The sequence below is a fragment of the Flavobacterium sp. ACAM 123 genome (genome assembly GCF_000264055.1).
Lineage (GTDB): Bacteria > Bacteroidota > Bacteroidia > Flavobacteriales > Flavobacteriaceae > Flavobacterium.
In genome coordinates, this window is sequence record NZ_AJXL01000054.1 from 1 (window position 1) to 24,781 (window position 24,781).

Here is a 24,781-nt window from a genome sequence, read left to right on the forward strand (position 1 = left end):
GATAACACGGATAATAATCGATTTTATAAATTTATAACTATTCAGCCTCCGCAAAACTATAGTAGCATTTAAAGAAAAGAAACACAAATTTCCACAAATTATATTGTGATATTATTTTTTTGTTGAAATTAGAATGAATTTTCATCTTGAATTCGTGTTAATTCGTGTAATTTGTGTCGTTTTTTTTATTAGTCTCAATAGTTACATTAATTTTATCTGTGCTAATCAGGTGAAATCTGTTTAATACACAGGCTAATTATTTTATTAGTACAAGTAACGGACTGTCATATTGCAAAATATAATTTTAAAATAACCATGTCATTCGGAAACAATTAGCCTAGCCCTGATAGCAATGAAAATCCTTTTTCTGGGGTATTTAGTTCATAATTATGAACTAAATACCCCAGAAAAAGATTGTAATGAATAGCAGGAAAAAGCTCCAAAAAAAAACACATAAAAAAAGCCCCACATTGCTGTGGGGCTTTACTATTTAAGAAAGATTAAGAAATTATTTTTTCTCTGTCTTTTCCATTTTAGCTTTCAATGCTGCAAGAACATCTGTGCTGTCTCCTAAAGTAGAAGCAGAAGCATTTGTTGCAGATGCAGATGAAGTTTTCTCAGTAGCAGTTTTCACATTTTTTTCTTCTTCTTCACGGAAGATAGCAGTGTGAGATGCAACTACTCTTTTGAATTCTTTGTTAAATTCGATAACTTTGAAATCAGCAGTTTCGCCTTTTTTCAATTTCTTACCGTCTTCTTTTTCAAGGTGACGAGTAGGAATGAACGCAACGACATCATCGCCGAATTCTACAGTAGCTCCTTTGTCAACGATCTCAGCGATTTCACCTGTGTGGACAGTCCCAACAGCAAATGAACCTTCGTATTGATCCCAAGGATTGGGAGTAGTTTGTTTGTGACCTAAAGATAATTTACGTCCGTCAACATCTAACTCTAATACTACTACATCAAGTTTCTCTCCAACATTTACAAATTCTGATGGATGCTTGATTTTCTTAGTCCAAGATAGGTCAGAGATATAAATCAATCCGTCAATTCCTTCTTCTAATTCTACGAAAATTCCGAAGTTTGTAAAGTTTCTAACGATACCAGAATGCTTAGAACCTACTGGGTATTTAGATGTAATATCTGTCCAAGGATCTTGAGATAATTGCTTGATACCTAATGACATTTTACGGTCATCTCTATCTAATGTTAAGATTTGAGCTTCAACAATATCACCTACTTTTACGAAATCTTGAGCAGAACGTAAATGAGTAGACCAAGACATTTCAGAAACGTGAATCAAACCTTCAACACCTTCAGCAACTTCGATAAATGCACCGTAATCGGCGATTACAACTACTTTACCTTTTACTTTATCTCCAATTGCTAATTTAGCATCTAAAGCATCCCAAGGATGAGCGTTTAATTGTTTCAATCCTAATTGAATTCTTGTTTTCTCGTCATCGAAATCAAGGATTACAACGTTTAATTTTTGATCTAATTCAAGAACTTCACTTGGGTGGTTAATACGACTCCAAGAAAGGTCAGTAATGTGAATTAATCCATCAACTCCACCTAAGTCAATAAAGACACCATAAGAGGTAATGTTTTTCACAACACCTTCTAATACTTGTCCTTTTTGTAATTGACCGATGATTTCTTTTTTCTGTACTTCAATATCCGCTTCAATAAGCGCTTTGTGTGATACAACAACGTTTTTAAATTCGTGGTTGATTTTTACCACTTTGAATTCCATTGTTTTGTTTACATATACATCATAATCTCTAATTGGCTTAACATCAATTTGAGATCCTGGTAAGAAAGCTTCAATTCCGAAAACATCAACGATCATACCACCTTTAGTTCTGCATTTTACAAAACCATTAACGATTTCTCCTGTTTCGTTTGCAGAAATAACTCTATCCCATGACTTGATAGTACGTGCTTTTCTGTGAGATAATACTAACTGACCTGTTTTATCCTCACGGATGTCAATTAATACTTCTACAGTATCACCAACTTTTAATGCTGGGTTGTAACGGAATTCGTTTAGTGAAATAACACCTTCCGATTTCGCGTTGATATCAACGATAACGTCTCTATCTGTAATTCTAACAACTGTTCCATCAACTACTTCTTCTTGATCAGTAGAAATAAATGTTTTTGTAACTAGTTCTTCAAACTCTTTTAAGTTTTCTTGATTAACTGGATCAATACCTTCTTCAAAGTTGTGCCAGTTAAAATTTGCTAAAAACTCTTCTTGTGATTGTACTTGTTCAGACATGCTGATAAAAATTTGTATTCTGTGTTCTCTCGAGTTTCTTTATGTGACAGAAAACAACAGAAGTTGTTTGTATAATTAATTGATACCCAAATGAAACTCCTACTCACCATAGGGTTTGCAAAATTAATGCTTTTTTACTTAACTACAAAATAAATAACAAGCTGATGACTAATTAAAAGACGACGTACACTTATTTAACATTAAATTAATATAAGTAGTTGTTTTTCAGAAGCATAAACAAAGTGATTTTTAGTCAAGTTCTCTCCTGCTCTCGCCTTTATCTCTTCATTTTATTACGAGGATATCGGCTTCATCAGGGCTATAGAATACTACTAGTGTTACTAATGAAAAATCCCATTGGCACCAGGCTAATCGGATACTATCATTTATAACTATTTAATTAATGATTACTCACGGCAGCAGCAACAACCTCCGGATTGTGTTTGTGCTTAAACAAGACAGCAAAAGCGATGGCGATAATCAAAGCATAAACCGCGAAGGCCAACCAAATTGTATGCCAGTCCTTCATGAAAATTTCTTTAGTCAGTAGCCCGTCAGTAGAAATTAAACTACCTTGGTTTTTGATGAAATTCAACATTTTAGGGTTCGTTGCTTCTGTTTCAAGAAAACTAGCCAAATCATTCGCACTATTAAATGACTTTGTAAAATATTTATCAATAGCCCATCCTGAAGTAAAACTTCCTAAAACTGCTCCAAATCCATTGGTCATCATCATGAATAACCCTTGTGCTGACGAACGGTTTTTTGGTTCTGTATTGGTTTCAACAAACAAAGATCCTGAGATATTAAAGAAGTCAAATGCCATTCCATAAACCACACAAGACATGATGATCATCCATAAACCATCTGTTGGGTTTCCATAGGCAAATAATCCAAAACGCAATACCCATGCTAACATACTAATCAACATAACTTGCTTAATACCAAAACGTCTTAGAAAAAAAGGAATCGCAAGAATAAATAAGGTCTCTGAAATTTGAGAAATTGACATTATAATGGTTGAATATTCAACCACAAAGGAATCGGCATATTTTGGAAAATATTTAAATTCATCCAAGAAAACATCTCCGTACGCATTAGTCAATTGCAGCGCACCTCCTAAAAACATAGAGAAAATAAAAAATAAAGCCATTTTATAATCTGCAAAGAACTTAAAGGATTCTAATCCTAATGTTTCCATTAGTGAAGCATTTTCTTTAGACAATCTTTCTGGCTTACATTTTGGTAAGGTAAACGCATACAGACCAAGAAGAAGCGCAGATAAACCCGCGATATAAAATTGATACGCCGTCGCTTTATTCCCCGTTAAGTTAGTAATCCACATTGCCGCTATAAAACCTATTGTTCCCCAAACCCTTATCGGTGGAAAGTCTTTAATTAAATCTTTATTATTTAATTTTAGCGCGGTAAAAGAAATCGAGTTACTTAAAGCAATTGTTGGCATATAAAAACACATTGCCAAAAGCATTACATAAATAAATGTTTCAGGTGTTGCAACTTGCGGGATGAAAAATAAAACCACTCCATATAAAATATGTAACGCTCCATATAGTTTTTCAGCATTGATCCATCGATCAGCAATGATCCCAGTTAATGTTGGCATAAATAAAGAAGCAATTCCCATAGTTCCAAAAACAAGGCCAAACTGCGTTCCGTCCCACTGCATCGTCCCAAACCAGTAATTTGCAATTGTAATCAGCCAAGCCCCCCAAACAAAGAATTGAAGAAAACTCATTACCGTCAATCTATTTTTAATTCCCATAAAATGAATTCTTATATTTTAAATAACAAAAGCAGTAAAACTAGTATTAAAAATGATAAATACAAAAAATTATTCTGTTTTAGTAACTTCATTTACCAACCCCAATACAATCTCAAATTGTTCTTCGCGGGTAAGATGCGAATTGTCAATCTCGATTGCGTCTTCTGCAAGTACCAATGGTGAGTTATCTCTATGGGTATCAATATAATCTCGCTCTTCCACGTTTTTAAGCACCTCTTCAAAAGTAACTGCATTCCCTTTTGCCAGCAATTCATCGTAACGTCTTTTTGCTCTAGTAGTTCCGTTCGCAGTCATGAATATCTTAAGTTCAGCATCTGGGAAAACAACGGTTCCTATATCTCTACCGTCCATGACAATTCCTTTATCTTTTCCCATTGCCTTTTGTTGTTCCACTAATTTTGCTCGTACTTCTGTAATCGTAGCCACTTTACTTACAAAACTAGACACTTCGATATTTCTGATGTCCTTTTCTACATTGGTATCATTCAAATACATTTCGGCAAAGCCCATTTCAGGATTGTATCGGAATTGAAGCCGGATGGTTGGTAAGCTATTTACTAAAGCCTCTTTGTCAAAATATTCATTTCCAATACACCCATTTTGCATAGCAAATAACGCTACAGCACGATACATGGCTCCGGTATCGACATAAACGTAACCTAAATTATTGGCTAGTTGTTTCGCTAAGGTACTTTTCCCTGTGGATGAAAATCCATCAATTGCAATTGTAATTTTTTTGTTCAAAATAGTATTATTGAAAGTTAATTGTTAAACCAAATAGACTTGTATTTCCTGCCAAAGTATATCTTGAGTAGGAGTAATTAAATTTTAATTTATTGAATTTTAATCCAAAGCCAAGTGAAACCCCGGAGAAATTGCGCTGTTCCAGAATACGTAATTCTTCTGCTCTTCTAAAATTATATCCCAATCTCAGATTAAAGGATTTTTGAGGAAAAAGTTCTACTCCAAAAATAACATGGCGCAAAGCATTATTGACAAATGATATTTTTTCCTCCGCAGAAGTCCCATCAAGCGACATTTCCCCTCTTACTGGATTTGAAAAAGCAATATTCCATTGTTGCAAATTCTCTAATGTCAGATGCCATCGAAGGGGAACATGCTCTAATTCTTGGGAAACACCAAGGATTACTTCTAATGGTAATTTTTCCCGAACCTCAGAGTAAGTCCTAAATTGCGTCCCTATATTCCTTATTACCAAGCCCCAATTAACGTCATTTCTTTCGTCAATAAAAATAGCGCCAATATCAATTGCTCCTCCTAATGAATTGTAACTTTCGAGTGTTGAAGAAATTAATTTTGCATTTGCTCCAATGTGAATAGTCGTGTATGGGATAGTATATGCGTAACCAGCAGAAAGTGCGATTTCACTTCCCGTGAATGAAGTGGTAGCCTGCCCTGATTCATCATACCCTTCAAAACTACCGTAATTCACATAATTCACTCCGGCCTGAAAGGTTTGCAAATGACGATCATAAGTGTAAGCATAAGAAGCTGTACCGTAGGTCACTTCTCCAAAATAACTACCGTAATTTAATGCCAAATGATTATCCATTTCAACATTTATAGTTGCGGGGTTAAAATTAACCTGATTCACGTCATCATCATAAATAGTAATGGTTTTACCGCCAAGCGCAGCTTGTCTTGGAGAGGTTACTAAATTTAAAAACTGATAGGTATACTTGCCTCCTATTTGACTGTATGTTACAGTACAAACAAGAAAAAACGAGTATAATAAAAGTTTTTTGAACATACTGTGGATCTATATTTAACAAAATAAAACGCAATTGCGAAGATAAAATTATAATGGTAATAAACACCCCTTTTGTATCTTCAAATTCCAAGCAAATAAAATTCCAAAATCATCGCTTAATTACATTAGGCGTTGATTTTGGAATTAATTATTTTGTTGAAACTATTTTACTTACAACACTTTGGCATTTTTAACCTTTTGATCTGTAATGGCGATTTTCAAAACATCACCCATTTCCTTGACATAATGAAAAGTAAGACCTTGAATATATTCTGGTTTAATTTCATCAATATCACTTTTGTTTTCGTGACAAAGAATGATCTCTTTAATATTGGCACGCTTAGCCGCCAAGATTTTCTCCTTGATTCCTCCTACAGGCAATACTTTTCCTCTCAAGGTAATCTCCCCTGTCATTGCCATATTTTTCTTCACTCTTTTTTGCGTAAAGACAGAAACTAAAGAGGTCAACATCGCTATACCTGCGCTTGGTCCATCCTTAGGTGTTGCCCCTTCCGGTACATGTAAATGGATGTTATAATTAGATATAATTTCAGGATTTAAACCCATCAGTTTCGCATTGGCTTTAATATATTCTAAAGCAATTGTTGCTGACTCTTTCATTACTGTACCTAAATTTCCAGTAATTGTCATCGATCCTTTCCCCGGTGAAATCAAAGACTCAATAAAAAGAATATCACCACCTACACTTGTCCAAGCTAATCCAGTCACTACTCCAGCAACGTCATTGCTTTCATATTTGTCTCTTTCTAATCTTGGAACTCCAAGTACTCTTATTACGTCCTCTTCGGTTACTTTCTTATTGTACTCCTCTTCCATGGCAACTGACTTTGCTGCATTTCGAATCACTTGCGCGATTTTTGCTTCTAATCCACGAACGCCTGACTCACGGGTATATCCTTCCACAATTTTTTCCAATTGCTTTTTCCCGAAGGTCAAATCTTTAGAAGTTAAGCCATGTTCTTTTAATTGCCTTGGAAGCAAATGCTGACGTGCTATTTCCACTTTCTCTTCAATAGTATATCCAGACATCTTTATGATCTCCATACGGTCTCTTAGTGCCGGTTGAATAGATGACATCGTATTTGATGTGGCAATAAACATTACTTTTGATAAGTCATATCCCATTTCTAAGAAATTGTCATAAAAAGAATTGTTTTGCTCGGGATCCAATACTTCTAGCAAAGCAGATGAAGGATCACCTTGACTACTAATGGATAATTTATCAATCTCATCTAAAACAAATACAGGATTTGATGTACCCGCTTTCTTCAAACTCTGAAGAATTCTTCCCGGCATCGCACCTATATAGGTTTTTCTATGCCCTCTAATTTCAGATTCATCACGCAAACCTCCAAGAGAAATACGCACATATTCTCTACCCAAAGCCTCTGCAACTGATCTACCAATTGAGGTTTTACCCACACCTGGAGGTCCTGTCAAACAGATAATTGGTGATTTCATGTCATTACGCAATTTTAAAACTGCCAAATGCTCTATCATTCTTTTCTTTACCTCTTCTAAACCAAAATGATCTCTATCCAAGATTTTTTCAGCACGTTTTAAATCAAAATTATCTTTTGAATAGACGTTCCAAGGTAACTCTAAAAACAAATCCAAATAGTTTCTTTGAATCCCAAAATCAGGAGCCTGCGGATTCATGCGGCGCATCTTCGATAATTCTTTTTCGAAATGCTTTTTGGTTTTTTCATCCCATTTTTTATCCTTCGCTTTGGCTAACATTTCATCGATCTCTTCTTCTTGCGTATTACCACCCAGTTCTTCCTGGATCGTTTTCATTTGTTGATGAAGAAAATATTCTCTTTGTTGTTGATCTAAATCAAAACGAACTTTCGACTGGATATCGTTTTTTAACTCGAGTTTTTGCAACTCAATATTCATATAACGAAGTGTTTCCAATGCTCTTTCTTTCAAATCATTAATCGCTAATAAATCTTGCTTTTCTTTAACAGATAAGTTCATGTTTGAAGTGACAAAATTGATCAGGAAAGATTGACTTTCAATATTCTTAATAGCAAATGTTGCTTCAGTAGGAATGTTTGGACTTTCTTTTATAATCTGGATTGCTAATTCTTTTATGGATTCAAGAATAGCTAAAAACTCTGTATCTGCTTGTTCGGGTCTATGCTCAGGAAAATCTTTAATACTGGCAGTCAGATACGGATCTTCAGAAGTAACCGTGTCAATTTCAAAACGTTTTTTCCCTTGAAGAATTACAGTAGTATTTCCATCAGGCATTTTTAAAACGCGCAAAATTCTGGCTACGGTACCAATAGTATGAATATCGTCTTTAGTAGGGTCTGCATCCGACTCATTTTTTTGAGCCACGACACCTATTATTTTTCCTGCCGCATTTGCGTCATTAATCAACTTAATGGATTTATCACGACCGGCAGTAATGGGAATTACAACACCGGGAAATAAAACCATGTTACGTAATGGTAAAATAGGTAACGAATCAGGTAATTCTTCATTAATCATTTCTTCCTCGTCTTCTGGAGTCAATAATGGTATTAATTCAGCTTCTGAGTCATATTCTTGTAGTGACAGATTGTCAATAGTATGTATTTTATGATTCGACATATTGTTTTTGAGTCTTTTTGTCATTAAAAATTTTCGTGTTGCTAATAAATATATGCTATCAGCAGTTTAAATTGGATTAAAACCAACATTAAACCTCCATATTTATTACTTATATTAAAAATGCAATCTCTATGCCATTTTACAAAATAATCAAGGTATTACCAGTGATTTCTGTCAGTTAAGTAGTATTTAATTCTAAAAATAGAGGCGTTCAACACCTCTTAGGTAATATTTATTTCAGTATCAATTAAATGACTTCTTCTACTTCAGTCTTTTTCATAAAACTAAGGACTACAAAGCTCATTAAAAAGAAAATAGCCAGAATGAAAAATGAATTTCTCATTGAATTCGTTATTGCGGCGACAAATCCAAAAACAAATGTCCCAGCTACTATCGCAATTTTTTCTGTTACATCAAAAAAGCTAAAATATGTAGCATGCTCTTTGGTGTCTGGCAATAATTTTGAGTAAGTAGAGCGAGATAAGGACTGAATTGCCCCCAAAACCATTCCTATCGTGCCTCCAAGGGCATAAAATTGGATGTCAATGAACTTACTTTTAGCATCTAGTAAATAAGCTGCAACACAAATAAAACCCCAAATTACTATTGTAATTTTCAACGTATTGATGTTACCAATTTTCTCTGATAGTCGCGAAAATAAATAAGCTCCAAGAATAGCTACTACATTTATCAATAAAATGATAATTATTAATTTACTGGTATCAATACCTAATTCCTTTTTTCCAAAAAGTCCCGCTAATAATATTACAGTTTGAACTCCTATGCTATAAAGAAAAAAAGCAATAAGAAATTGTTTTAAACCTTTCAAATCTTTTAAGTTATTTAAAACAACTTTAAGCTCTCTAAATCCTTTGAAAATATAGTCCTTTTCCGGTTTCTTATGAAAAACATTATTGGGAAGATGATAAAAAGTAATTTGTGCAAAACCAATCCACCAAATACCAACCGATAAAAAAGAAATACGCGCGGGCAAAGAAGCATCTGATATTCCGTACCATTCCGGCATCATGACCATGGTTAAATTAAAAGCCAGTAAAAGGAGAGACCCCGCGTAGCCAAACATAAAACCCTTGGCGCTTACCCTGTCGTGCTGTTCAGGAAAAGCAATTTCCGGCAAATACGAATTATAAAAAACAATACTTCCCCAAAAACCTATACTTGCTAAAATGGTACCTAAAACTCCAATCCACAAGGTATCTTGCCCCTTAAAAAAGAACAAGCTCATTACGGAAAAAGACCCCAGATAACAAAAGAACTGCATGAATCGTTTCTTATTTCCAGTATAATCAGCTATTCCCGACAGAATGGGTGACATCAAAGCTACTATCAAAAAAGAAAACGATAAAGAGTATGATAATAAAGACGAATTATTAAAGTCACGTCCAAGAAATTGTACCATTCCATTATTGCCGCTGGTTACCGCTTCATAGTAAATGGGAAAAACGGCAGTAGCAATAACTAAACTGTAGACGGAGTTGGCCCAATCATAAAAAGCCCATGCATTGATTAGCTTTTTATCCCCTTTTTGTAATACCATTATCTAATTATTTTTATACGAATTTATCTATTTTTTATAGCAAACATATAAAATATCGGGAATATTCACAACTTGATCTTTTGCTAATGCCAAAAAGCCAATTCAACTGAATTGGCTTTTTTATTTAACGTAAATATAAATTATTATTTATAGATCATTCCAAATTTTGCAGCAGTCGCTTTAGCCTCCGGAATCATTGCTTTTAAATTTGCTATTCTTGTAGCATCCGATGGATGCGTACTGAGAAACTCTGGCGGAGCTTGGCCGTTAGAATTTGCAGCCATTCTAGTCCAAAAAGCAATTGCTTCTTCTGGATTATATCCTGCTATTGCCATCAAGACCAATCCTATTTTGTCAGCTTCTGTTTCATGATTTCTACTAAAAGGAAGCATTCCACCATACTGTGTTGTCACGCCATAAGCTTGTTGCCATATTTGCTGATTTTCAGCACTTTTATTACCAGTTGCTACAGCAACTCCAACAGCACCTAACTGTTGCAGTTGTCCTACACTCATTCGCTGTGCTCCATGATTTGCTAACGCATGAGAAACTTCATGACCCATTACAGTAGCTAAACCAGCATCATCTCGAGTGATAGGTAAAATTCCAGAATAAACTACAATCTTTCCTCCTGGCATACACCAAGCGTTTACATCTTTACTATCGACTAGCTTATATTCCCATTGATAGCCATCTAAATACTGCTTTTGCCCTAAATAATTCAAGTATTTTTCGGCTGCCAATTTTATTTTTATTCCCACAGATTCTACTCTTCTTGCGTCAGTAGTTCCCGTAATTACTTTATTTTCTTTTAAAAAAGTTCCGTACTCTGCGAAAGAGGTTGGAAAAAGTTCGCTATTTGAAACAAGATTTAATGTTTTCTTACCCGTTAAAGGATTTACTGCACAAGAGACTAGTAATCCCACAGAGAAGATGCCTACTAATATTGAATGTTTTTTCATGATTCTGTTTTTATATTAACAAAAATACGATAATAGTCTAAGTTTAAATTATAAAATTAAAATACAAATGTTTCAACATTTTTGTTTTTTTATTCTCCTATGATATGTAAAACATTAAATTCCTTCGCCACAATAAGATAGTTATCTTCTTCAAACTTGGCACTGTCAAATAGAATTTCCTCATTGTCAATTTCTATACTTTTAACCTTAAAAGGAAATCCAATCAGATTTATCTTATACTTACTATAATTAGTATCGTATTTACCTTCTTTATGTAATTGGACATTAAGTTCTTTTTCTTTTCCTTTTACTTGAAAAGTTAAGAAACTAAACCTCCCTTTTTTATAATCATAGCCGTCTTGTGCATCTTCATAAACTACAGACTTCTCTTTTCCTTCTTTATAATACAAATCTAAGGTCAATTCATCAAACTCTAATTCGCCCACATATTGCTGAACGGGATATTTCGGAATAATAGCACCCGCTTTTACAAACACTGGAATTTCGTCGTATTTAGTGTCAACCCAAATTTCCTTCCCTCCAGTTACAAAATCATTGGTCCAGTAATTATACCATTGTCCACGAGGAACATACATTCTTCTACCTATAGCATTAGCTTCCAAAATAGGGCATACTAAAATTTGGTTTCCAAAAATAAACTCGTCATTTCTATAATGTGTTTGTATATCATTTTGATCATAGTATACTAATGGTTTAAGCATAGGGATTCCCTCTTCGATATATTGCCAAAACATAGTATATAAGTACGGTAATAGCTGGTAACGAAGGTTGACAAACTTTCTGGTAATATCAATAACTTCTTTATCGAATGCCCACGGCTCTTGATTACCATGATCCCCCGAAGAGTGTGTTCTACAAAATGGATGAAAAACACCCAATTGAATCCAGCGCGCGTACAACTCCCCCGAAGGTTGTTCTGCAAATCCACCGATATCCGAACCGGTAAAGCCCATTCCGGAAATGGACATCCTTTGCACTTGTATGTTTGCAATCCATAAATGCTCCCAAGTGGCGACATTATCGCCTGTCCATGAAGAACTATACCGCTGTGCTCCTGCATAAGCAGATCGCGTTATGATAAAAGGTCTTTTTGGATAAGCAAATCTTTTTACTCCATGATATGTTGCTCTCGCCATCTGTGTACCATAAATATTATGTGCTTTTCTATGACTACAAGGGTTTCCGTCATAATCATGACGAACATCCATCGGGAACGTTTTATTTGGAACCTCCATTACTGCAGGCTCATTCATATCATTCCAAACTCCTTTTACACCGATATCAGATATTAATTCTTTAAATAAGCCTGCCCACCATTCTCTGACTTCGGGATTAGTGTAGTCCGGGAAATTGCATTCTCCTGGCCAAACTTTTCCCTTCATATAAGGACCGTCAGCACGTTTACAGAAATAATCTTTTTCTAAAGCCTCTTTATAGACTGAGTATTCCTTATCGATCTTAATTCCTGGATCAATGATCACAACCGTTTTAAAACCATCTTCTGCTAATTCTGCGACCATTCTTTTTGGGTCAGGAAAATATTCCTTGTTCCAGGTAAAACATCGAAACCCTTCCATATAATCAATGTCCAAATAAATGGCATCGCATGGTATTTTTAATTCTCTAAATTTTGCTGTAATTTCTTTTACGTTGCTCTCTGGATAATAACTCCATTTACATTGGTGATACCCTAAAGCCCATAGTGGTGGTAATTCTGGTTTACCGGTCAAATCAGTATAGCTAGTGACCACATCCTCCATTTTAGGTCCATAGATGAAATAATAATTCATCTCCCCTCCTTCTGACCAGAAACTGGTTACATTCCTTCTTTCGTGACAAAAATCAAAGAAAGTTCTAAATGTATTATCAAAGAAAATACCGTACGCTTGCTTATTTTGTAACCCAATATAAAAGGGAACTACTTTGTATAAAGGTTCTTGATCTTTCTGAAACGCATATTGATCAGTGGCAAAATTTTCTAATCTTTTCCCTTTTAAATTCATTTGGGTCGCTTTATCACCAAGGCCGTAAAAACATTCTCCATCTTTAGAAGCCTTACTCATTTTAACGATATTCCCGCCGTACTCATAACTTTCTTCCCAATGGAAACCCAATTCATCTTCAAGTAAAACATTTCCGTTTAAATCAAAAATAGATACTCTCATATCGATCTTTTGAATAACACATTTTACTTTGCTGGTTTGTATTTGATAATACTCCGCTTCTTCAGTAACCGCAAGAAAATTGTATCCATGCGAATGACTTTTATCAATAGCATAGGAAAAGTCATTACTGAAATATCCTTTTGTGGTGTATCGAAAACGTATTAAACTGTCTCTTAATACTGTAACTTTTAAAACTACACTGTTGTCCGTATTAAAATATACTGAATCAACATCATGTTCAAAAGAAACGATTTTTGATGGATATAAATCGCCTTTGAATTCTAATTCTGTATTTGTAATCATCTTATATCTTATTAATATTAAGCCGTTTATTTGTGCCCAAACATACAAAAAAACTATATTCGCTTACCTAAAAAATAATTTTATTCACGCAATCGTTATAACAGTGTTAATAAAAGAAACAAACAGTAGAAACTCACGAAATCAATACTGTTTGTACCATTGGAAATAAAGCAATAAAAACACTGCCTTTATCGATTTAAAATTTTACATTACCTTAAAGACTGTTACGGCCAAGGGAGGTAATGTTAGTTCTATTGAATAGTCCCGTCCGTCATACGGTGCCGCTTCGATGGGCATTTTAACGGGATTCTTTATTCCACTACCACCATAAATTTTTGCATCACTATTAAAAATGACTTTAAGCTTCCCTTTTCTTGGAATACCTATCCGATAATTTTCACGAATTACCTCGGTAAAATTACAAACAACAATTACATCGTCTTTTACCTTGACTCCTTTACGGATAAAAGATATCACTGCATTTTGATGGTCTGAATAATTAATCCATTCGAATCCATCAGGGCTAAATTGCTTTTCATATAATGCCGGCTCCGTTTTATACAAACCATTTAGATCTGTAATCAACTTTTTTATCCCTTCATGATACGGATACTGATTTAAATGCCAATCAAGACTACCTTCAAAATTCCATTCGGCACTTTGACCAAATTCACATCCCATAAACAGTAATTTTGTTCCAGGATGTGTAAACATATAACCATATAGCAGTCGTAAATTTGCGAATTTTTGCCATTCATCACCAGGCATTCTGCCAAGGATCGATTTTTTACCATACACCACTTCATCATGTGAAAGCGGTAACATGAAATTTTCTGAAAAAACATAGGTTGAGGAAAAAGTCAAATCATTTTGATGGTACTTTCTGTACACGGTATCTTTTTGAAAATATTCTAAAGTATCGTGCATCCAGCCCATCATCCATTTCATCCCAAACCCTAAGCCACCAATAGAGGTTGGTCGCGACACCATAGGAAATGAGGTACTTTCTTCAGCAATTGTTTGGACCCCTTCAAAATTAGAGTATACCGCTTCGTTGAATTCTTTTAAAAAACTTATAGTATCCAGATTTTCTCTTCCACCATAAATATTAGGCTCCCATTCTCCTTCTTCTCTTGAATAATCTAAATACAACATTGAAGCTACTGCATCTACACGAAGAGCGTCTGCATGGTAATGTTGCAACCAAAACAGTGCATTACTGATTAAAAAGGAACGCACTTCATTTCGACCATAATTAAAGACTAAACTTTTCCAGTCTGGATGATATCCTTTTTTACGATCCGGATGTTCAAAAAGATTGGAGCCGTCAAAGAACCCTAAACCATGGGCGTCATCAGGGAAATGAGAAGGAACCCAGTCCAGAATTACTCCGATTCCGGCCTGATGCAATCGATCTACCAGAACCATAAATTCCTGTGGCTGCCCAAAACGGGACGTCGGTGCAAAATAACCCACGAGCTGATAACCCCATGAAGGATCATATGGATACTCCATGATGGGCATAAACTCAACATGCGTAAATCCGGTTTCTTTTACATAAGCAACTAGATCTTCGGCAAATTCAAGATAAGTCAGAAATCGATTATCTTCTTCATGGCGTTTCCAGGACCCCAAATGAACTTCATACACGGAGTACGGTTTGTCCAGCGCATTATGATCCTGACGATTCTCCATCCATTTGTTATCGTCCCATTTGTAATCGAGATCCCAAACTACAGATGCGGTATGCGGTGGCTGTTCACAATAGAAAGCAAAAGGATCTGCTTTTTCAGTGACAATTCCGCCATTATTAGATTCTATCTTATATTTATAGGTGGTCCCTTTTTCAATATTTGGAATAAACCCTTCCCAGATGCCAGAAGAATCCCATCTTACCTGAAGCAGATGTTCCCCTTGCGTCCAAAAATTAAAATCTCCTACAACAGATACAGAATGGGCAGTGGGAGCCCAAACAGCAAAATAAACGCCTTTTACACCATCTAATTCAATCAGATGCGCTCCAAGTTTATCATATAGTCTGTAATGTTTTCCAGCTTTAAATAAGTCGATGTCAAAATCAGTAAGAAGAGAATGCGTGATAACTTTACTCATATAGTGCTTGTATGATTCTAAATAAATAGAATATTGATGTTAAAAAAAGTATTAATCGCTTAATTAATTACATAATTATCTGGTAAGACAGCGCCTTTTTTTATCACAACAATCCCATCCTTTATTGCATATAAATTATGTGAAACATCTTCTAAATGCTCGCCTCCATTGACATAGACATCGTTACCGATTCTACAATTTTTATCAACTATAGCGTGACTGATAAAACATCTTTCTCCAATACCAATCAATAGTTTATTGTTTTTAATGTCCGCATTCATATCATCAATACTCTGATAAAAATCATTACCCATGACGTAACAGTTTTGAATGACCGTCCCTTCTCCTATTCTTGATCGAATGCCTATAACAGATTGTTTAATTTCCTTTGCATTCAGTATACAACCTTCAGAAATTAACGATTTCTCAATCATTGTATTTTTAAATTTAGAAGGAGGTAATAAACGAGGTCTCGTGTAAATTTTATTATCGTAATCAAATAAATTAAATTTAGGCACATCATCCGTCAAGCCGATATTAGCCTCAAAAAAAGAATCAATATTACCAATATCAGTCCAATATCCCTCGTATTGGTAGCTTAGTATCTTTTTATTTCCAACTGCTTGCGGGATAATTTCTTTCCCAAAATCCTTAGTGTCAGGGTTAGCCATTAATTCGATTAAAAGCTCGCGATTGAATATGTAAATACCCATTGAAGCTAAATAATCCTTTCCTTCACTCTTCATTTGGTCACTTACATCTGACTTCCATTCCGGTAAAAGTTCCTTAGCTGGTTTTTCAATAAAAGATTCTATACAGCTCTTGTCATTTGTTTTTAAAATTCCAAATTCGGGAGCATCCTTAGCGTTGACCGGTAAAGTGGCAATTGTTATATCTGCTTCATGTTTGATATGTTCTTCAATCATTTCGTTGAAGTCCATTTGATATAATTGATCTCCGGAAAGTATTAAAGCATAATCAAAATCATGATTCAAAAAGTGAGGCATACATTGTCGCACTGCATCAGATGTCCCTTGAAACCACGTTGGATTATCGGGAGTTTGTTCTGCAGCCAAGATATCAACAAAAGCATGGCTAAAAACACTGAAGTTATAGGTGTTTTTTATATGAGCATTTAAAGAAGCTGAATTAAACTGTGTCAATACAAACATTCTATAAATATCTGAGTTCATACAGTTTGAAATAGGAATATCCACTAATCTATATTTTCCTCCTATTGGAACTGCAGGCTTAGACCTAGATTCAGTCAGTGGATATAGTCTTGATCCTTGACCTCCTCCTAAAATAATTGCAACAACATTTTTCTTCTTAGCTTTCATATTTTGTTAATTATTAAATTATACACCTCTATATATTCCTGACATGCTTTTTCCCAAGAATGGTCTGTTTTCATTCCTGTATTGCGAATCATATTTAAATGTTCTTTATTTTTATACAGATTAATTGCCCTTTGGATGGAGTAACAGATGTCTCCAACGGAAGATTGATCATGACTGATCCCGTTGCCGTTGTCTCCAAAATCATTTACCGTATCTTTTAAGCCTCCTGTCTTTTTTACAATAGGAATTGTACCATAGCGTAGCGAGTACATTTGGTTCAGTCCACAAGGTTCGACCCTTGATGGCATCAATAGAAAATCAGCTCCTGCATAAATTAGATGAGCCAACTCTTCGTTATATCCAATAAACGTGTTGTAATTTCCCTTATAATCCACCAATAAACTGTTTAATTGGTCTTCTATCTCTCGATTTCCGGAGCCTAAAATCAGAATGTTAATTTCTTTATAATTTTCGGACAACGCTAAAGCCGATGCCTGTGGTAATAAATCGCCTCCTTTTTCTTCTAATAAGCGCCCAATAAAACTAAACAGTGGCTTTTCAGGGTCTAGATTAAATAAAGTACATAATATCTTTTTATTCTGTTGTTTGCCTTTCTCAAAGTTTTCAACGGAATAATTTTTTTCTAACATTTTATCCGTGGACGGATCCCAGACTTCCGTATCGATTCCGTTTAATATACCCTTTGATTTATAGCGTACCGTATTAAACAGCGATTCTAATCCATTCGCTGAATGATTAATTTCATTCAAATAATTTGGGGAAACGGTCGTCACTGCCCAAGCGCACTTTATTCCTACAGCCAATGAATTAATGCATTGATCCCATTCTAAAACATTCACATGGGCTAAATCAAATTCCGGCAAATAATGTAGTTTATCAAATCCAAATTGTCCTTGATATAATCCATTATGAATGGTAATCATGGACGGTATATTTTGTAATTTGTTGTATTTAGCACAATACAACATCATAAATGGAATCAAACCTGTATGATGGTCGTGGCAATTGATAACGTCCGGCATTTCATCCCGGCCAGTTATCCAATCTAAAGTTGCTATTTGAAAAGATAAAAATCGCTCAATATCATCTTTGTATCCGTATACTTCTTTTCTATCAAATAATTCGGGAATTTCAATAAGGTATAACTCAAATCCTAATTTATCCGTTGTTTCCTTGAGTACATTAAATGAAAAATCGAATTTCCCCAATTTTACAAACCCCCAATGAACACATTCAAATTTATTTTCCTTTTTAAATTTGGTGTCATAACAAGGGATCACAACTCTTGCCAGATGACCGGCTTTATTCTGGTATTTTGGTAATGCGCCAACAACATCTGCTAAACCACCCACTTTTGCTACGGGATAACACTCTGCGCTAATATGAAATATTTCCATTTATTAAATTTTGTTTCTCTTCAAATTATCTATCGGCATTGAAAAATCCTTTTTTTATTAGGACCATTCTTTCTTTAATGTAAATGCTTCAGTTGACATTAAAACTTTATTAAATATACTACTTTTATGCTTTCCTAAATTTAGTGAAAATTATATCAAATAAAAGGAGTCCCCAAAATTTATCAATATGACAAAAAAAACTTCCATTCATACACAATCATTGAAAATTCCTAAGCCTATTCTACTTACCAGTAAATTTATCTCTTTTATTTCGTCTAAACTCACCATATTGTTTGCCGCAAAATTGTTTACAACACCCATAAAACACACCATTCCTAAAAGGGAATTTGAAATGGAACAAATAAGTGACCAAAAAACACTACATATTCCTGCTATAAACAAAACGGTAGTTGTTTATCAATATGGCCAAAGTGACAAGAAAGTTTTGCTAGTTCATGGTTGGTCAGGACGAGGCACGCAATTAGTAAAAATAGCAGATGCATTAGTAAAATCAGGTTATTCTACCATTAGTTTTGATGCTCCCGCACATGGTAAATCACCTGGTAATCAAAGTATCATGACTGATTTTATCGCTGCTATTATGGAAATCGAAAAACAGTACGGTCCTTTTGAGTCGGCTGTCGGCCATTCTCTGGGAGGAATGTCAATCTTAAATGCAATAAAAAAAGGACTAAAATTAAATACTGCCGTAATTATAGGAAGTGGGGATATTGTTCAAGATATTATTGAAGATTTTATTGCTAAATTGCAACTAAAGCCAAGTTTTGCCACTGGTTTAAGACTTCATTTCGAAAAAAAGTATGGCGAAAAAATGAATGATTACTCTGCTTATCAAGCAGCTAAAGAAATTACTATACCTGTTTTGGTGATTCATGATAAAGATGATCCTGAAGTTCCTGTAAAAGCAGGCCAACACATTTACGATCATTTAAAAAATGGCGAACTCCTATTAACAGAAGGTTTGGGGCACCGAAAAATTTTAGGTGATTCCGAGGTCGTTAAAAGAACGGTTCAATTCGTGACCGCTAAATAATTATTAATCCAATAAAAATTCTACACAATGAAATATCCGTTAGAAAAATCCGAAGGTCAATGGAAAGAAGACCTTGGAGAAGAAAAATACCGCGTCTTGCGTGAAAAAGGAACAGAACGGCCACACACCGGAACTTATAATTTACATTATGAACAAGGCACTTATTGTTGTGGCGCCTGTTCAGAACCATTATTTGAAAGCACTTCAAAGTTTGACGCACACTGCGGTTGGCCTTCGTTTGATGACTCAATACCCGAAAAAGTAAAATATGTCTTAGATAAAACGCATGGAATGATACGTACCGAAATAGTTTGTGCTAATTGCGGCAGTCATTTAGGACATTTGTTCAATGATGGACCAACTGCTACTGGTCAACGCTATTGCGTGAACTCAATATCAATCGATTTCAAATAATAACAAATAGATTAATTGGATATTCAAATGACTTCATGCAAATTAGAAGCTGTTCTGAAAAAATATAAAGGAAGGAAACATCCGTTAAACAATAACAATTAATAATAGCTTTTAGTGATGGTTATTTTTTAGAACAAGATTATGATGACAATGTTCATAAAATAGTACCATCTCGCTTCGAAATATATCCAAATATAGAAAGTCTTGCCGTTTCGAAAATAGATACGTTAATTCCCAATATCTCCAAAGTTAAAAATTTTGTTACCAAAGCTAATTGGTAACTGGAAATCGCAAAAACCATTTAGCAAGACGAGAACAATCCCTTTACAATATGAGGTTTGGCCACTATAAAAGGTCTTACCATAAGAATATGAGGAGAAATAGAAATGGCGATTTCTTTTCTATGCGAAAAAACATGCAGACCACAACCCAAACGCTCCGAATGTCCGATTAATAAAATATGTAAAATAGTACAAATAAAAATTGCAAAATTGAGCGGTGATAATGAAAAGATTGACATGAAGTTCAGGATTGCCGAAATATACAGAGCAGTTATTGTAATATGAGGAAAGCTTACAATAGGCATTGACGAAAAAGTAAAAATACATTCAAGAGTACCATGACAAATAACAGGTATTCATACCGTTATTTGCCGTAGGTTTCTTTTCACCAACTCTTTTTACAAAAAGGATTTTTTGAAGCTGGGCGTGATTCTCTGATTTGAAGCTTGTTCGTAAGCATAAGCCATTCCAATTAATTCAGGTTCAGAATAGGCTGTCCCGAAGAATGAAAAACCTATTGGTAATTCATATACTTTGCCGCAAGGCACGGTAATATGAGGATAGCCACTTGCAGCTGCCGGAGTTGTCAAAAATACATCTCCCCAACGGTCTCCATATATGTTGTCGATACTGCATGCAGGTCCCATCGTTAATCCGCAAATTGCATCAAGTCGATTTTCTTTGATTACATCATCCAAAATTTTCTTGGAACCAAAATGGCTTTTATTTAATGCTTCAATATAATTTTTGTCATCAAGCCCTTTCTTTTCATTCGAACTTATTAACGTTTCCTGTTTAAAATAAGGCATCGCCTTGTCTTCATTCGCAATATTGAAATCAATAACCTCCTTTAATGTTTTTACTTTTGCGTTTGCAGTAGCCAAGTACTTGTTGACTCCAGCTTTGAATTCGTACTGCATCACTTCAAATTCAGCGGCTCCTAACTCATTGATTTTATCTAAATAATCTATTTCAATGACCGTTGCCCCTTGCTTTTTAAGCAAATCAATCGCTTTCTTTTGCAATGCATGCATAAACTGATTTTGGCCTTGGGGTTTTCTCTCCACCCCAATTCTTTTCCCTTGTAATGACTTTGCATCTAAGAATTTAGTATAATCTGTTCGCCCTTTTCCTTTACTTTCATTGGTAACAGAGTCATTAGAATCAATTCCTGCCAGTACCCCAAGTAAAATAGCAGCATCTTCAACTGTCCTTGCCATTGGTCCAGCCGTATCTTGAGTATGCGATATTGGAATAATTCCAGATCTGCTGACTAACCCAACTGTGGGCTTAATACCTACGATACCACTGACCGCAGAAGGACAAACCACAGAGCCATCCGTTTCAGTGCCCACAGCCACGACGCAAAGATTTGCTGCCACTGCAACCGCAGAACCCGCACTGGAGCCACATGGATTATGATCTAAAATATAAGGATTTTTTGTTTGTCCACCTCTACTGCTCCATCCGGAGCAGGACTGAGTGGAACGAAAATTTGCCCATTCACTTAAGTTTGCTTTACCAATAATGATGGCACCCGCTTCCCTGAGCCTATTTACTACAAAAGCATCTTTCGAAGCAATATTCCCTTCCAAAGCAAGCGACCCGGCGGTAGTTTGCATTTTGTCAGCCGTGTCGATATTATCTTTTATTACAACCGGTATACCGTGTAAAGGACCTCTTAATTTACCCGCTTTCATCTCGGTATCCATTACCTTTGCAATAGCTAGAGCTTCCGAATTTATTTCTATAATCGAATGTAATTCGAGTCCGTTTTTATCTATTGTATCAATACGGTTTAGATACAATTGTACTAATTGTTCTGAAGTGTATTTACCAGAAGATAACTTTTCACGTAAGCTGTTAATCGTTTCTTCTTCAAGTTCAAATGCAACTGCAACATCGGCAACTACATCCGATGCTTCGTTTTTTGTTACATTAGAGCACCCCGAAATTAAAAAAGTACTAAGACCCGCAGAAGCCATAGTTGTTGTAGTTAAAAAAGTTCTTCTTTTCATTGATGAAGTTGTTTGAGCAATTATTGATAAAAATTAAAGTCTCTAAAGTAGTACATAATTTTTAATTAAAATTCACTGTCAGAAAAAATAATTGGTATACCGTACATCAATGTAGTATCATAGCCCAAACTAGCTAATCTTACAAATAAGTAATAGTACTGGAATCATTGTGCCGTCATTCTCTGTAAAATGAATGCGAATTGAATTCATATTTGAAGATTGTAATAAAATGAATCGCTCTCGAGCCAAACCAATACCTCTTGAAACGTAGAATTTAGATTGTTTATATGTATTTAAGCCTATTCCGTTATCACTAATTTTACATTCTAAAATCCCACTATCAACCATTTCAAAAGATAAATTAAGTTTTAGTTAAACATGAAATTCATTAAAAGCGTGAACAAAAACATTTTCCACAAAAGGCTGAATTACCATAGGTGGAATTTCTAATACCTTCATATCAATTGAAGGATCAATAAAAATTTCAATTGCAACACGGTCTTTAAAACGACTATTCTTAATATCGATATAACTGCTTAAATATTATACTTCTTCTTCGATTGTGATAGTTTACTTTGGTGAATTATTTAAAATTTTTCGCCTCAATCCTGCAAACTCACTAAGGTACAAAGAAGAATTGTGTTCGTCATGTACCCCCTACAAAATCTTGTATAGAAGTTAAGGTATTGTAGATAAAGTGAGGAATCATCGGGTTAGACTATGCTTCAAATTTAGCTTCTGTTATTTGTTTCTCCTTGTTTACTTTCTCTTTTGCCGTAATCTTTCTTCGCGCACCTACATAAAATAAGATACCTGGTATAAATAAAATTATTAGAGCGGTAAACTACCAGCGTAGCCGAAATGTTGGTTCCACACAAATATATAACAATTTAAAAACACTAGATTTACCTACATTTAAATCAAAAACTTCTACTTCTACAACATAATTATCAAAAGGTAAACACGGCAAAAATAAGTTTGTTTTATCACTATAAGTGCTCCATCTGTTATTAGACTTTCTAAAATAACGAAATTTAAACTTGTACGGAAATGGATATCTATTGCGAACAAAATCTGTTAAAAAGGAATTCTGCTGATAATCACAAACAATCTTTTTAGAAGAATAGTTAAATCATTTATCACTAGATGGACTGGCCGGAATATTAATGACTACTATCTTAGTTATGTCAATACCTGAAACGGTGATTTATTCTCTTAAAGGTTTATCTAGGTCAATTGTATAATAGCCTTTTTTTTGTCCCCAGCCACAATTGATTATCTTTAATTTAGGAAGCATTAAAATTACAATCTTTTAAACCTCGATCATTATCAATAAAGTGGTAGCAACCATTTTGATATATGTTGACACCCTTTTCCGTTCCTATGACAATACAATCCATCTAAGCTTCTAAGAAAAAAATTGTTTTACCGGTTAAATTAACCTTATTAATGTTTTGCAATACTTTAAAAGCAACACTATCGTCCACAATAAGTATATTTCCAAATTCTGCAACTAATATAAGTTGTCCTTTATCATTTACCGTAATATGTCTACATTTATTTTCTTATCAATACCATCAGCTAAATACGGTTGAAACTGATTGTTTTGATAAAAATACAACCGATTAAGAACAGACAAAAGATAAGTCATGTCCTTGTTATTTAGAATTTGTACAATATACTACGGCGTATTTTTTTCGAATTTTTAATAATGCGTCCTTTCAAGATTATGGACATCGTCATACACTCAAACACTGGCACAAGCAATCGTCTCTACAAATTTATCGTTTGGAACAATCTCAAATTTTACGCTCTGTTTTGGTATATAATAAATTATTTTTCTAGCGGCATTAATTTCGAAAATACCAATTTTACCCCACTCCAGAATGAATTTTTATGTCTAACCATTTCATAAAATACAATTCCAGTCGCGTTAATATTGAAATTAAGCTAAAAATGTTTCGACTCAAACCCATCTTTTATAGCATTGCTCATTCTTTTAATTAAATAGGCTTGTTCAATTTTTTTGAAATCATAAAGAGAAACATTTTTTAAAATTTCCTTTTCAGAATCTAAAAATAGTCAACCGCTTCGTGTGTAAAACAAATTTTTGTTCCCCGTTATTTTCAAAATCCAAGACTAAATATACTTCAAATAGACAATAAATGATCATCTTGTCTAAGCGTCCTCATAGATAGCCCTAACGTTGGAACCCCGGTGTAAAATGTCGTTTGTTCTATCATAAATGACATTGAGTAGCACTTTGGAATTAATAACAAATAAGTCTGCAACAGAAATCATCCTATCTTCTCAATGCGATAGACTCCACCATCAGGGATATAAAAGCTCCAAACTGCCGCAAAAATGGTATTACTTTGATCTTTTTCAAATTCCTGAAAAATGAATTTTCCAAATTGCGAAGAACCAAAATGTCCTTTCTTAACATATTTCATTGCCAACGGAATTTTAAATCCACGTTGCCACAATGCAACCTCTAACTCTATAATTAAGACACAAAGGCGAAGCATTAAAATTCCGTTTGTGCTGATTTTTGCAATTGTAATGTTGTGTGAACCTGACCTAGCGCTACTAAACAAAGTCAGCTATTAGAGAATTTTAATTGTAAAAGAGACAATGCAAGACCAGTCTAT

Annotated in this window: 15 protein-coding genes; 2 read left to right on the top strand and 13 right to left on the bottom strand. The window is 34.6% G+C overall.

Going from position 1 to position 24,781, the window contains the following annotated elements; genetic code table 11:
* Positions 1-508: 508 nt before the first annotated feature.
* The 11 genes from rpsA to A3SG_RS0111000 all read right to left on the bottom strand — a co-directional run bounded on the left by rpsA (position 509) and on the right by A3SG_RS0111000 (position 18,363).
* Entirely contained in the window at positions 509-2,287 is a 1,779-nt protein-coding gene (rpsA, locus tag A3SG_RS0110945; protein ID WP_016990063.1) for a 30S ribosomal protein S1, read from the bottom strand.
* 400 nt (positions 2,288-2,687) lie between these two features.
* Positions 2,688-4,070 carry a nucleoside permease gene (locus A3SG_RS0110950; protein WP_016990064.1) on the bottom strand — a complete coding sequence of 461 codons (1,383 nt, stop codon included), beginning with the start codon at positions 4,068-4,070 and terminating at the stop codon, positions 2,688-2,690.
* A 69-nt stretch (positions 4,071-4,139) separates the two neighbouring features.
* Entirely contained in the window at positions 4,140-4,835 is a 696-nt protein-coding gene (gene cmk, locus A3SG_RS0110955) for a (d)CMP kinase (RefSeq protein ID WP_016990065.1), read from the bottom strand.
* Between the two features lie 7 nt (positions 4,836-4,842).
* Positions 4,843-5,862, bottom strand: coding sequence for a type IX secretion system protein PorQ (porQ, locus tag A3SG_RS0110960; RefSeq protein WP_016990066.1), 1,020 nt, complete (start codon positions 5,860-5,862; stop codon positions 4,843-4,845).
* A 171-nt stretch (positions 5,863-6,033) separates the two neighbouring features.
* Positions 6,034-8,484 carry an endopeptidase La gene (gene lon, locus A3SG_RS0110970; RefSeq protein WP_016990067.1) on the bottom strand — a complete coding sequence of 817 codons (2,451 nt, stop codon included), beginning with the start codon at positions 8,482-8,484 and terminating at the stop codon, positions 6,034-6,036.
* A gap of 247 nt (positions 8,485-8,731) precedes the next feature.
* Positions 8,732-10,042, bottom strand: a complete 1,311-nt coding sequence (locus A3SG_RS0110975) for an MFS transporter (protein WP_016990068.1) — start codon at positions 10,040-10,042, stop codon at positions 8,732-8,734.
* A gap of 143 nt (positions 10,043-10,185) precedes the next feature.
* Complete coding sequence (locus A3SG_RS0110980; RefSeq protein ID WP_016990069.1) at positions 10,186-11,004, bottom strand: M48 family metallopeptidase; 819 nt, start codon at positions 11,002-11,004, stop codon at positions 10,186-10,188.
* Positions 11,005-11,093: 89 nt separating this feature from the next.
* The gene (locus A3SG_RS0110985; protein WP_029596752.1) at positions 11,094-13,493 is read right to left on the bottom strand and encodes a glycoside hydrolase family 31 protein; all 2,400 of its coding nucleotides are present in this window, start codon (positions 13,491-13,493) and stop codon (positions 11,094-11,096) included.
* 204 nt (positions 13,494-13,697) lie between these two features.
* Positions 13,698-15,605, bottom strand: coding sequence for a 1,4-alpha-glucan branching protein GlgB (gene glgB / locus A3SG_RS0110990; RefSeq protein ID WP_016990071.1), 1,908 nt, complete (start codon positions 15,603-15,605; stop codon positions 13,698-13,700).
* 59 nt (positions 15,606-15,664) lie between these two features.
* Positions 15,665-16,945, bottom strand: coding sequence for a glucose-1-phosphate adenylyltransferase (locus A3SG_RS0110995; RefSeq protein ID WP_016990072.1), 1,281 nt, complete (start codon positions 16,943-16,945; stop codon positions 15,665-15,667).
* On the bottom strand, positions 16,942-18,363 hold the full coding sequence (locus A3SG_RS0111000; RefSeq protein ID WP_016990073.1) for a glycogen synthase: 1,422 nt from the start codon (positions 18,361-18,363) through the stop codon (positions 16,942-16,944). The genes A3SG_RS0110995 and A3SG_RS0111000 overlap by 4 nt, the downstream gene beginning before the upstream one ends.
* A gap of 187 nt (positions 18,364-18,550) precedes the next feature.
* Between A3SG_RS0111000 and A3SG_RS0111005 the strand changes: the two genes are divergently transcribed.
* A complete protein-coding gene (locus A3SG_RS0111005) occupies positions 18,551-19,417 on the top strand; it encodes an alpha/beta fold hydrolase (RefSeq protein ID WP_016990074.1) in 867 nt (288 codons plus the stop codon).
* Positions 19,418-19,444: 27 nt separating this feature from the next.
* Positions 19,445-19,831 (top strand): peptide-methionine (R)-S-oxide reductase MsrB, encoded by a 387-nt coding sequence (gene msrB / locus A3SG_RS0111010; protein WP_016990075.1) that lies wholly within the window; start codon positions 19,445-19,447, stop codon positions 19,829-19,831.
* A 679-nt stretch (positions 19,832-20,510) separates the two neighbouring features.
* Here the strand turns inward: msrB and A3SG_RS0111020 are convergent.
* Both A3SG_RS0111020 and A3SG_RS0111035 read right to left on the bottom strand, forming a co-directional pair.
* On the bottom strand, positions 20,511-22,130 hold the full coding sequence (locus A3SG_RS0111020) for an amidase (RefSeq protein ID WP_016990077.1): 1,620 nt from the start codon (positions 22,128-22,130) through the stop codon (positions 20,511-20,513).
* Positions 22,131-24,427: 2,297 nt separating this feature from the next.
* A complete protein-coding gene (locus A3SG_RS0111035) occupies positions 24,428-24,658 on the bottom strand; it encodes a hypothetical protein (protein WP_157485425.1) in 231 nt (76 codons plus the stop codon).
* Positions 24,659-24,781: the final 123 nt, after the last annotated feature.

Coding starts and splice junctions, on each gene's coding strand:
- rpsA (WP_016990063.1), bottom strand. CDS start 2,287: ATGTCTGAACAAGTACAATCACAAGAAGAGTTTTTAGCAAATTTTAAC.
- A3SG_RS0110950 (WP_016990064.1), bottom strand. CDS start 4,070: ATGGGAATTAAAAATAGATTGACGGTAATGAGTTTTCTTCAATTCTTT.
- porQ (WP_016990066.1), bottom strand. CDS start 5,862: ATGTTCAAAAAACTTTTATTATACTCGTTTTTTCTTGTTTGTACTGTA.
- lon (WP_016990067.1), bottom strand. CDS start 8,484: ATGTCGAATCATAAAATACATACTATTGACAATCTGTCACTACAAGAA.
- A3SG_RS0110975 (WP_016990068.1), bottom strand. CDS start 10,042: ATGGTATTACAAAAAGGGGATAAAAAGCTAATCAATGCATGGGCTTTT.
- A3SG_RS0110980 (WP_016990069.1), bottom strand. CDS start 11,004: ATGAAAAAACATTCAATATTAGTAGGCATCTTCTCTGTGGGATTACTA.
- A3SG_RS0110985 (WP_029596752.1), bottom strand. CDS start 13,493: ATGATTACAAATACAGAATTAGAATTCAAAGGCGATTTATATCCATCA.
- glgB (WP_016990071.1), bottom strand. CDS start 15,605: ATGAGTAAAGTTATCACGCATTCTCTTCTTACTGATTTTGACATCGAC.
- A3SG_RS0110995 (WP_016990072.1), bottom strand. CDS start 16,945: ATGAAAGCTAAGAAGAAAAATGTTGTTGCAATTATTTTAGGAGGAGGT.
- A3SG_RS0111000 (WP_016990073.1), bottom strand. CDS start 18,363: ATGGAAATATTTCATATTAGCGCAGAGTGTTATCCCGTAGCAAAAGTG.
- A3SG_RS0111005 (WP_016990074.1), top strand. CDS start 18,551: ATGACAAAAAAAACTTCCATTCATACACAATCATTGAAAATTCCTAAG.
- msrB (WP_016990075.1), top strand. CDS start 19,445: ATGAAATATCCGTTAGAAAAATCCGAAGGTCAATGGAAAGAAGACCTT.
- A3SG_RS0111020 (WP_016990077.1), bottom strand. CDS start 22,130: ATGAAAAGAAGAACTTTTTTAACTACAACAACTATGGCTTCTGCGGGT.
- A3SG_RS0111035 (WP_157485425.1), bottom strand. CDS start 24,658: ATGCTTCGCCTTTGTGTCTTAATTATAGAGTTAGAGGTTGCATTGTGG.